The following is a 12,154-nucleotide window of genomic DNA, read 5'->3' on the forward strand; positions in this document are numbered from 1 at the left end:
AAACTCCTATTATTCATAATTTTGGAACAAAATATCTTCGCTTGACTTTGAAATAAAAAGTTTATGCAACGCTAGTGAAGAAAACTACTGTCAGTTGTATTGTTAATTTCATGATGAGGTCTGTTCTCCTATGGAAGTAATGATGGAAAGGCGTGCAGGCTTAGATGTACACCAGAAACATCGGGACAGAATAATCGAGTAACCGCACATCGAAAAAGAGTAGCAAAACGACGGGGATTACCGATATAACGGAATAGCCCCGTCCGGCTCCAGCACCCAGCAACTAGGCGAGTTCACGAATCGCCCTACGATAAGTCATCATTGATTCGTATCTCACCGTGATTCCTTTATCTCAGTTGCTTCGTTCCAGTCGCTACGTTTCTAAACGGGCGCACTGCGCCTTTGTTCTTGCAGTCGCTTCTTGATTTACACGGTTTATCTATTGAAAAGAGGAGGTATTTAAGATATATTCATAATGGATAAATTGAAATGATGGAGGTTCTTTATATGACGAATCGATATGCTGTCATATTGGCAGCAGGGCAAGGCACAAGAATGAAATCTAAGCTTTACAAAGTACTCCATCCTCTAGCGGGTCGCCCCATGGTTCAACATGTTATTGAACAAATTGGTGGCGTAAACGTCGATAAAATAATTACTATTGTCGGTTTTGGTGCTGAAGACGTAAAAAAACAGATTGGTGCTGCTAGTGAGTACGTCCTCCAAGAAGAGCAGTTGGGAACTGGACATGCAGTTGTCCAAGCTAAAGCGCTTTTAGAAGATAAGAAAGGAACAACGGTCGTTGTTTGTGGAGATACACCTTTAATAACAAAGGAAACGTATCAAGCATTGATTACTCATCATGAGCAAACAGGTGCAAAAGCAACCATCCTGACAGCGAAAGCTCCTAATCCTTCTGGATACGGACGAGTAATTCGAAACCAGCAGAATGATGTGGAACGGATTGTAGAACATAAAGATGCAAATGAAGCAGAACTACTTGTAGACGAAATTAATACAGGTACATATTGTTTTGATAATCAGGCTCTGTTCCAAGCTTTGGAGCATGTCTCCAATGATAATGCGCAAGGTGAGTATTATTTGCCAGATGTGATCGAAATTCTTCAAACTCAAGGTGAAACAGTGAGCGCATATCAAACTCCGGATTTTGCTGAAACGCTTGGAATAAATGATCGAATCGCTTTAGCGCAAGCGGAGAAAATTATGAAACAACGTATTAATGAATACCATATGCGTAATGGTGTGGCAATTATTGATCCAGATCAAACGTATATCGAACCAGATGTAACGATTGCTGCTGACACTATTATTCATCCAGGTACGATTATTAAAGGTAATACAGTTATTGAGGAAAATGCGGAAATTGGTCCCTATTCGGAGTTGAGTAACTGCTATGTAGGAAGCGGAACAGTGATTAAGCAAAGTGTTGTGAACGATAGCAAGATAGGTAATGATGTGAAAATTGGTCCATATGCACATATACGCCCGGATAGTGCTATTGGCGACAAGGTAAAAGTAGGAAACTTTGTTGAAATTAAAAAGACGAGTTTAGGCGAGAATAGCAAGGTTTCACATTTAAGTTATATTGGGGACGCACATGTCGGGAGCAAAGTGAATGTAGGTTGTGGTACAATTACAGTGAACTATGATGGTAAGCACAAATATGTAACAATTATTGATGATGAGTCATTTATCGGTTGCAATTCAAATCTAATTGCACCTGTGACCATTGGAAAGGGTTCTTACATTGCTGCTGGTTCCACTATAAATAAGGATGTGCCAGAAGGTTCTTTATCGATTGCAAGAGCAAAGCAAATGAATAAAGAAGGGTATGCGTCAAGAATTAAAAATCGGAAAAAAGACTAACGGAGGGTTTTAACTCATGGCAGCTAGTTACAAGGATTCATCCTTGAAGGTTTTTACATTAAACTCTAATCCACAATTAGCGGAGGAAATTGCCAGACATATTGGCACAACACTAGGAAAATGTACTGTATCACGTTTTAGCGACGGGGAAATTCAAATTAACATTGAAGAAAGCATTCGTGGTTGTGATGTTTATGTCGTACAGTCAACGTGCTCACCGGTGAATGAACATTTAATGGAATTATTAATTATGATTGATGCTTTAAAGCGTGCTTCTGCTAAATCAATCAATATTGTTATGCCTTATTACGGATATGCAAGGCAAGATCGTAAAGCAAGATCGAGAGAACCTATTGCAGCAAAGTTAGTGGCAGACTTATTGGAAACATCGGGTTCTGATCGTGTTATTACGCTTGATTTGCATGCTCCGCAAATTCAAGGGTTCTTTGATAGCCCCATTGACCATTTGCAAGGAGTGCCAATACTTTCCGATTATTTTGAAGCAAAGAACTTGGAAGATATCATCATTATGTCACCTGACCATGGTGGAGTGACACGGGCGAGAAAAATGGCTGACCGCCTAAAAGCACCGATTGGGATCATCGATAAGCGCAGACCACGCCCCAATGTAGCTGAGGTCATGAATATTGTAGGGAATATAGAAGGGAAGACAGCAATTCTAATTGATGATATCATTGATACTGCTGGAACTATAACTTTAGCTGCAAATGCATTAGTTGAAAATGGTGCCAAGGAAGTATATGCTTGTTGTACACATCCAGTATTATCGGGTCCTGCAATGGAGCGTATTAACGATTCAAAAATTAAAGAATTAGTTGTAACCAATACGATTCCTTTACCTGCCGATAAGCGGATCGATAAGATTACACAACTTTCTGTCGCTCCTTTAATCGGTGAAGCGATTATTCGTGTGCATGAACTGCAATCCGTTAGTATTTTGTTTGATTAACGTTTAAGTTTTAGCTGAAACGGGTAATATCTAAGATGGATGTTTATTCTTAATGACTTATATATTTTACCGAATAAACAAAAGACTGTAATATTGAATAATTGCAATAAGCGTAGGTTTTTAACTATTTGGAGGGTGATTATGGTGGCAGTAAAATTAGCAGCTCAACGAAGAGAAGATCATACGAAATCAGCAACAAAGCAAATTAGAAATAGCGGACGTGTTCCAGCAGTCATTTATGGAAAAGCGAAGGAAGCGAAATCGATTGCTGTAAATAGTGTTGAATTGATCAAAACAGTTCGTGATGAGGGTAGAAACGCGATTATCTCACTTCACATTGAAGATGAAAAACCTGTAGATGTGATGCTTCATGATTATCAGATCGATCCAATAAGAGATGAACTTGTTCACGCAGATTTTTATATCGTCGATATGGCTGAAGAAATGGACGTAGAAGTAAATTTACGTTTAGAAGGAGAGGCAAAAGGGACGAAGGATGGTGGGGTCTTACAACAACCACTTTATCAATTGCAAGTTCGTGCTAAACCAGCTGACATCCCTGAAGAAATCGTCGTCGATGTGTCTGATCTAGGAATTGGGGATAGTATTGCTGTTTCTGATATTACTATTAAAGGTAATTTCGAAATATTAGACGAAGCGGTTACTACGGTTGCAACAGTATTAGCGCCGGATACCTTAGAAGATGTAGAAGAGGCTCCGTCGGAGAATGCAGAACCAGAATTAGTTGATGCAGAAAAAGAATAAGCAAGAATAATAACATAGAATGTCCATATTGAAGCGTCTTTTTCGCAAGATGTTGAATATATAGGACGAGGGACAAGCTTGCTCTATTTATGCATAAACTGAAGCGATCGTTAACCTTTATTATAAACCACCCAATGTGAAGTTAACTCGCAAAGAAGGGCTAAACTCACATGAACAAGTGTTTGTTATAGATAAATACTTTTAACTAGTAGATATTAGCATTTTCAAGCCTCGGTTAGTGAATCTGCAATGTAAAAATATTTTTCATTGAATAGGTTCATTCTAAAGATATGCTAAACGCAACTCTCCCTCCTGAATTAGGGGGGAGAGTTGCGTTGTATGATTTTTCCAAGTTACAAAGTGAAATCTTTTTTCGTACGTTTCAGCAAGTTTTTTTAATAGGATAAGATGATATTAAGACAAAGGAAGTAAGTTTATGAAATGTATCATTGGTTTAGGAAATCCAGGGAAAAAATATGATCGTACTAGGCATAATGTTGGTTTTATGGTAATTGATGAATTAATTCAACGCCACCAATGGAAATTAGATAAGTCCAAATTTAAAGCAGAATACACCATTGTGCAAACAGAAACTGAAAAGTTGATGTTAGTGAAGCCGCAAACATTTATGAACCTTTCTGGAGGTGCTGTAAGGCCGCTAATGGATTATTATCATATTGATTTAGAAAATATTTTGATTATTTTTGATGATTTGGATTTACCAATAGGAAAAATTAGGCTCCGTCAAAAAGGAGGTCATGGTGGACATAATGGAATTAGATCCATTATTGAGCATGTAGGTTCGAAAGACTTTAAACGTGTTCGAATAGGGATAGGCAGACCTGATTCATCGCTATCGATTATTGATTACGTTCTGCAAACTTTCCCTAAATGCGATACGGAAGAAGTGATGAATAGTGTAAATAAAGCTGCAGATGCGTGTGAAGCATGGATGCATAAACCGTTCCCAGAGGTGATGAATGAATATAATCAATAACTACATCATATAAAATAGCAAAACTGTTTTTTTTCGTACACTTTAAGTAGTAGAGAGTCAAAGAAGGATTTTTCGGTACTTTTATGTACTTAATTCGACTTTGCATTGGATTGATGTAATAACCAAAGTATAGGGTGAGGCAGAGGAGAACTCCATGTAATAAATCGTTTCAATAACACGGGACACTTTGATAGTAATTACATCGTGTTTTTTCAAGGCTTTGTAGCTTTTGTTATTTTCCTTATTTGGAACGAGGTTTTATTTTATCAACGGGGCTATTTGTATAGGGTGAGGGTGTTTCGGTTAAACTAGTTACTAAATAACGTTTGTTAAAAACCAACCAATAACTAGTTCAAAAATCGAATCCCTTTAAAAGGGCCAGATACTATAGCTGTGGTTCATTGGTAGCTGTTGCACGATTTTTGAACGACCTCTAAATGTAAAATCGTACTGGAGGCGGTCCCGTTGACAATTGTATATTTATGCAGGCACTGTGGGCAAAAAATAGGCAGTATTCAACAACAGGTAATGGATTCATCAATATTAGGATTTGACCAATTATCAGTGAAGGATAAAGAAGAAATGATTATTTATAAACCAAATGGGGATATGTATATACAAGTGATTTGCGAAAACTGTGAAGAAGCTTTAGGTCATCATCCTCATTACCATGAGTTAGATTTTTTTTTACAATAGAAAAGGTAATAGCCTTTGGTGAAGTGAAGCCAAGGCGTTTTTGCGCTTGTAGATAGATTTAGTTTTTTAGTGGAGAAGACAAATCGTTCGTTTAAGAGTACTATTTTTTTTAAGAGATAAGAAAGTATAAAAATTTTGGCATTGGGATAACGATATAACGGAATAGTCGCGTCCGGCTTAAGCGCCCAGCAACTAGGTGACTTCACGAAATCGCCTTCCGATAAGTCATCATCGTTTCATTACAAAGAGGAGGGCCGACTAAAAACGGGCTTGCCGCCTGATGTCGGCATACCCTTGTTTTTAGTGGCATGATTCCTAAAACTTCAGTTGATTCGTTCCAGTCGCTACGTTGCTAAACGGGCGCTTGCGCCTTTGTTCCACTATAGGAAAGGATAAGATTTTTTTGGTTTATAGTATAAGAAAAACAAAAGGCTTTCGCCATAAGACTTGACGACAAGCCAAGTTTTTCTAATAGGATAATGGCCATCCAAGTAAAGAGTTCGTCTACGCCTTAAGGGTAGGCGCCGTTACGTTTGCTTAATTGAAGGGCGAGAGTAAGAATTAGAGAAATTATTGGGTGATACGAGATTGGTTCGCATAGGCCCTATGTAAGTGGAGGTTTAGGAATGAAAGGAATACAAACATATTTACAGAAAAAAGAAGATATACAATCCATTATCAATGGGGTGCTAGCGGGGATGGATGAGCAGCTAGTAGCTGGATTATCAGGTTCAGCTAGAGGACTGCTTGTATCTGTTATTCGAGGTGAAATTAATAAGCCTGTTCTGTTAGTTACACATCAACTTGTACAGGCTCAGCAACTATATGACGATCTTGTTGGTTTTGTTGGTGAGGAAGATGTTTACCTTTATCCTGTTAATGAACTGATAGCATCAGAAATAGCTATCGCAAGCCCAGAATTACGAAGTCAGCGGATTGAGTCATTAACTGCTTGGTCACAAAAAAAATCTGGAATTTTAATAGCCCCTGTAGCTGCTTTAAAGCGAATACTTCCACCCCCTGCGTATTGGGGAAAATACCAGCTACCTTTTAAACTTGGCAATGAAATTGATGTAGATCATTATTTAACATCTTTAATAGATATGGGATATGATCGCGTTTCCATGGTTACTTCTCCTGGTGAATTTAGTAAGCGTGGCGGGATTATTGATATATATCCAATCACAGAAAAGCATCCGATTCGAATTGAGTTATTTGACGAAGAAATTGATTCGATTCGTTATTTTGATGCTGAGACGCAACGTTCGCTAGATAAGCTACAGGTGCTAACAGTTGGACCAGCAACGGAGCTACTTTTAACAGAATCAGACATTTATGCTGCCGGAGAGCGTTTAGAGGAAGCCCTGGCGGATACGTTGAAAACTTTAAAGTCACAAGAGGCAAAGGAAACGTTGGCAGAAGTGGTGCAACGTGATGTAGAGCGGTTAAAAAATTTGGAGCATTTCCCCGAAATGTATAAATATATTGGTTATTTGTACAATACCCCTGCTAGCTTACTAGATTATTTACCGGCAGATGGACAGATTATCCTTGATGAAATGAGCCGGATTCAGGAGACAGCCTTGCATTTGGATACAGAAGAGGCTAATTGGTATAGTAATTTACTAGCTTCTTACCAAATGGTGAAGAATAGTTTCTTTTCGTTTGATTGGCATGCAATTTGGGAGCGGATGAAGCAGCCGCGCTTGTACATGTCTGTATTCTTACGGCATATTCCTAATACACAGCCACAAAACATTGTAAACTTATCTTCAAGACCGATGCAAGAATTTCATGGTCAGATGCATTTATTTAAAAATGAACTGAATCGCTGGGAAAAAGGGGATTATTCTGTCGTCGTTTTAGCACCGGACCAACAGCGAGCAGAAAAAATTCATTCTATTTTTATGGATTATGACATCGAGTTTGGTATATCCAAATATTTACAACTGCCTGTCGATAAACCAACTATTGCTGTAGGGAACATTTCCAGTGGTGTAGAGTTGCCGATGCATAAGCTTGTGTTAGTGACTGAGCAGGAACTATTTAAAAAGCGCACTAAACGAACGAGAAAGCAACAAAAAATATCAAATGCTGAGCGAATTAAGGATTATCAGGAATTAAAAGTTGGCGATTATGTCGTACATGCCAACCACGGAATTGGAAAATACCTGGGTATTGAGACGTTGAAAGTTAATGATCTGCATAAGGATTACATGCTGATTAAATATTCCGGTGATGATAAATTATTTGTCCCCATCGACCAAATTGATCAAGTACAGAAATTTGTAGGGTCAGAGGGTAAAGAGCCGAAGCTGTATAAGCTAGGTGGAAGTGAATGGAAAAAAGTAAAACGGAAGGTGCAATCTTCTGTAGAGGATATTGCCGATGATTTGATTAAGCTCTATGCAGAACGTGAAGCAAAGAAAGGATATGCCTTTTCTGAAGATACTGAAATGCAACGCGAATTTGAAGCGCTATTCCCTTATCAGGAGACAGAGGATCAGCTGCGCTGTATTGAAGAAATTAAACAAGATATGGAACGTGAGCGCCCGATGGATCGCCTGCTTTGCGGTGATGTTGGATACGGAAAAACAGAAGTGGCCATTCGAGCAGCTTTCAAAGCGATTGCTGATGGCAAGCAAGTGGCGTTATTAGTTCCGACAACGATTCTGGCACAGCAACATTTTGAGACAATAAGAGAACGTTTCCAAGATTATCCAATCACCATTGGTCTATTAAGCAGATTTAGAACGAGGAAGCAGCAGAAGGAGACATTGGATGGATTAAGGAAAGGCACCGTTGATATTGTAATTGGGACACATCGTATCTTATCTAAAGATGTTCAATATCAAGATTTAGGGTTATTAATTGTTGATGAAGAGCAACGTTTTGGAGTAAAGCATAAGGAGAAAATTAAGCAGTTAAAAACAAATGTAGATGTGCTTACACTGACAGCTACCCCTATTCCACGTACATTGCATATGTCTATGCTAGGAGTACGTGATCTTTCGGTTATTGAAACGCCTCCTGAAAATCGGTTCCCGATCCAAACGTACGTGATGGAATATAATCCTATTTTTATTCGCGAGGCTATTGAGCGTGAAATGGCTCGGGGAGGACAGGTATTCTTTCTGCATAACCGTGTAGAAAATATAGAAGAAGTAGCTCGAGATTTAGGTACCCATATTGATGCGAGGATTGCAGTGGCACATGGACAAATGAATGAGTCAGAATTGGAAAATATTATTTTTGCCTTTTTAGAAGGAGAATTTGATGTGTTGGTTAGCACTACCATCATAGAAACAGGTGTCGATATACCGAATGTAAACACCTTAATTGTAAACGACGCTGACCGAATGGGCTTAAGTCAGTTATATCAATTGCGGGGTCGTGTAGGGCGTTCCAATCGAGTAGCATATGCTTACTTTACGTATCGAAAAGATAAAGTGCTAACAGAAGTGGCAGAAAAGCGTTTACAAGCCATTAAAGAATTTACGGAACTCGGATCCGGATTTAAAATCGCGATGCGGGATTTATCCATTCGCGGAGCGGGAAATCTGCTCGGGGCTCAACAGCATGGATTTATTGATTCAGTTGGTTTTGACATGTATTCACAGATGTTGAAAGAAGCAATTGATGCTCGAAAAGAAGGAAAAGAAGTAAAGGATGTCAAACCGTTTGATCCAGAACTGACATTAGCAATCGATGCATACATTCCAGACGAATACATTCAAGATGAAAAACAAAAAGTAGATATTTATAAACAATTTCAATCGATGGAAACAAAAGAGGATGCAGAAGATTTACATGATGAATTAATCGATCGCTTTGGTGATTATCCAGAGGAAGTAAGTCATTTATTTACAGTAGCTACCTTGAAAATGTTGGCGAAACGAGAACGAATCACATCGATCAATGAGAAGAACAATAAAATGGAAGTGCTTGTAGATGAAGAGCGCAGTCAACAAATCGATGGGGCGAAGTTGTTTGAGATGGCGAATGAGTATGGACGAGATGTGCAGCTTGGAACAGAAAATAATAAATTAAAGCTTGTATTTAAGTATACGAGTAAAACGAAGCAGCAATGTTATAAAGCTGTGGAAGAATTTATTGATAAATTAAAATATGCAAATCGTAGTTAGTAAAAATTAGTATTGTATGTATAGTTATCCTGCTTTGCTTCATACTAAAACCACACCGGATGATTTTTACACGGATTTCATGTGTGAAAAGGGCATAGTTAATCATCATTAGAAAGTGAGGCAAGGAAGTATGAAAGCAACTGGTATTGTACGACGTATTGATGATCTTGGGAGAGTAGTTATCCCTAAAGAGATAAGGAGAACATTACGTATTAGAGAAGGTGATCCACTAGAAATTTATGTGGATCGTGAAGGAGAAGTTATTTTAAAAAAATATTCTCCCATTAATGAACTAGGTCAATTTGCCAAAGAATACGCCGAAGCGTTGTTTGACTCTTTACAAACTCCCGTTATCATATCGGATCGTGACGAGGTCATTGCTGTAGCTGGAGAGTCAAAAAAAGACTACTTAAACAAAAATATTGGAACCCCTCTAACAAATATTATTGAGGGAAGGCAACAAGTTATGGAAACAGAACCGAAACCACTTGAAATCATAGATGGTCATGAAGAAGAAATGACAACATATTGTGTTAGTCCAATTATTGCCAATGGCGACGCAATTGGATCAGTGGTGTTATTTGCTAAAGAAGGGGAAGCTTTTACAGCTGTTCAACAAAAAGCGGCAGAGACTGCTGCAAGCTTTTTAGCAAAACAAATGGAATAAGCAAATTTTTACTGGGGAGCTGCCTTTCATTAGAAGGGTAGCTTCTTCTATGTAAAGTACAACGGAAAATTCTTTCACTTGGGGTATTTAGGAACTATGCTATAATGAACAATAACGTTTGATCTTAAGGAGAAAATGTTCAGAAAGCCCGGTTAAAACGACTTTTGGCATTCCAGGTTGGTCTGATTTTAAACGAATCCAGGAGTGATGTCTGCTTATGCTTTGATGAACTGGATATGTTATAGCCTTTGTGATATGAAAGAAAGCTATGACAGATAATTCACCTGTTTTGTTAAAGTGTTAGAAGTCTATTTCATTTTGCCACTTTTTGAACACATCATAAAAGGAAGTTCTGCATGAATAGAAATAATACGAATCAGCTCGTAAAAGGAGCATTATTATTAACGATAACGGGCGTCATTAGTAAGATGTTAAGCGCTGCCTACCGCATTCCATTACAAAATTTAACAGGAGATATGGGGTTTTATGTGTATCAACAGATATATCCCATATTAGGGATTGGCTTGATGCTAGCTTTATACGGGTTCCCATCAGCGATTTCAAAGCTGGCAGCAGACAGACAAACGCATTATCAATGTTTATCATTACAAAGCTTCTATGTGCCCATTTTTTTGATTCTATGTCTGTTTAGTGGTAGCCTGTTTTTGTTTATCTATATGAATGCACCGTATATTGCTAGATGGGTGGGCGACGATCAATTGTCAGGAACATATCGTTTAGGTGCTTTTACATTTTTATTTGTACCGATCATTGCGTTGTTGCGTGGAGCTTTTCAAGGCATTTTTCTGATGAAACCGACTGCTTTTTCGCAGCTAGCAGAACAGCTTTTTCGCGTAACGGTTATTATTGCTGCTGCTGGTTTAGTAGCAGCAAGCGGTCAACAAATTTATATGATTGGAAAAGCTGCCGTATTTGCTGCTATTATCGGTTTAATGGCAGCAGGTGTAGTATTAGGACTATTTTTTTGGCGACTGAGACCGTTTCATTTAGAAAAGCAAGCATACGTTTTACGTGATTATGTACATACGATCATTATTTTGGGAATGGTTGCAACGTTAAATCATATGGTGTTACTTTTATTGCAGTTTGCAGACACGTTTACACTATTTCCAAGCCTACTAAAAGGTGGCTATTCAAAAATAATTGCCATGGAAGCTAAAGGGGTGTTTGACCGCGGACAGCCGCTTATTCAGGTTGGAACAGTGTTTGGCTCATCATTTGCACTAGCTCTCATGCCATCCATTTCCAGAAAGAAAATGACTGAACAACCAGACACCTTTTATCCATATATTCGCGGCGCGATGCTATTCAGTATTTATTTGGCAGCAGGTGCAACAGCTGGGCTGATGGTGATTTTCCCTGAAGTGAATCAGGCTCTTTTTCTCGATCAGCAAGGGAACACTGCTTTACGTTTATTAATGAGTGCTATTCTATTAAGTTCCCTTGCAATTACAGCGGCATCTATATTACAAGGGTTAGGACATGTTAAAAGAGTTGCTCTGATTATATTACTTGTATTTTTTATAAAATGGATTGGTAATCAATGGCTTGTTCCAGCGCTTGGTATCTTTGGGAGCTCTCTTGCCACTGTGCTTTCGTTGCTCGTGTTTAGTATAGTTGCTTTGGTGGAGTTACACAGAAAACTACCACGCTTGCAGATATTAAGGAACATGCAGTGGAAGGCGTTGCTGATTGCTATTTTGGTTATGGTCAGCTACTTAATGATAGTTAAATGGCTGGCGTACCCTTGGCTTCATTATTCAAGGTTCGGTTGGTTTGTATGTGTTGGTTTCCTTTCTATTACAGGGGCTGCTATCTATGGATACTGTTTGATTAGATTACAAGCATTTACGGAACAACAATTACAGATGCTCCCGTCCCGTCTTTTCCTTATGTTAACTCGTAAAAACCGCTCTGCTGTAAACCGTAATAGAAATGAAAGCTGAGAGGAAACATCGGTAGCCTGTGATGAGAAATGGCCCAGTGTTTCATAGAGTTTAGAAAAG

Annotated in this window: 8 protein-coding genes; all 8 read left to right on the plus strand. The window is 38.5% G+C overall.

Going from position 1 to position 12,154, the window contains the following annotated elements; genetic code table 11:
• Positions 1-507 precede the first annotated feature (507 nt).
• The 8 genes from glmU to D1839_RS17565 all read left to right on the plus strand — a co-directional run bounded on the left by glmU (position 508) and on the right by D1839_RS17565 (position 12,094).
• Positions 508-1,887: a bifunctional UDP-N-acetylglucosamine diphosphorylase/glucosamine-1-phosphate N-acetyltransferase GlmU gene (gene glmU, locus D1839_RS17530; protein WP_120381109.1), complete on the plus strand. Its 1,380-nt coding sequence runs from the start codon at positions 508-510 to the stop codon at positions 1,885-1,887.
• Positions 1,888-1,903: 16 nt separating this feature from the next.
• Positions 1,904-2,857 (plus strand): ribose-phosphate diphosphokinase, encoded by a 954-nt coding sequence (locus D1839_RS17535; RefSeq protein WP_120381110.1) that lies wholly within the window; start codon positions 1,904-1,906, stop codon positions 2,855-2,857.
• 141 nt (positions 2,858-2,998) lie between these two features.
• The gene (locus D1839_RS17540) at positions 2,999-3,622 is read left to right on the plus strand and encodes a 50S ribosomal protein L25/general stress protein Ctc (RefSeq protein ID WP_199690388.1); all 624 of its coding nucleotides are present in this window, start codon (positions 2,999-3,001) and stop codon (positions 3,620-3,622) included.
• A 436-nt stretch (positions 3,623-4,058) separates the two neighbouring features.
• Complete coding sequence (gene pth / locus D1839_RS17545) at positions 4,059-4,619, plus strand: aminoacyl-tRNA hydrolase (protein ID WP_120381111.1); 561 nt, start codon at positions 4,059-4,061, stop codon at positions 4,617-4,619.
• Between the two features lie 465 nt (positions 4,620-5,084).
• Positions 5,085-5,315, plus strand: a complete 231-nt coding sequence (locus D1839_RS17550; RefSeq protein WP_120381112.1) for an anti-sigma-F factor Fin family protein — start codon at positions 5,085-5,087, stop codon at positions 5,313-5,315.
• A 626-nt stretch (positions 5,316-5,941) separates the two neighbouring features.
• Positions 5,942-9,460, plus strand: a complete 3,519-nt coding sequence (mfd, locus tag D1839_RS17555; protein WP_120381113.1) for a transcription-repair coupling factor — start codon at positions 5,942-5,944, stop codon at positions 9,458-9,460.
• A gap of 130 nt (positions 9,461-9,590) precedes the next feature.
• Positions 9,591-10,127, plus strand: coding sequence for a stage V sporulation protein T (gene spoVT, locus D1839_RS17560; protein ID WP_120381114.1), 537 nt, complete (start codon positions 9,591-9,593; stop codon positions 10,125-10,127).
• Positions 10,128-10,483: 356 nt separating this feature from the next.
• Positions 10,484-12,094 (plus strand): putative polysaccharide biosynthesis protein, encoded by a 1,611-nt coding sequence (locus tag D1839_RS17565; RefSeq protein WP_120381115.1) that lies wholly within the window; start codon positions 10,484-10,486, stop codon positions 12,092-12,094.
• Positions 12,095-12,154: the final 60 nt, after the last annotated feature.

The sequence above is a fragment of the Roseburia sp. 1XD42-34 genome, from assembly GCF_009917385.1.
Classification (GTDB): Bacteria; Bacillota; Bacilli; order Bacillales; family Amphibacillaceae; genus Virgibacillus.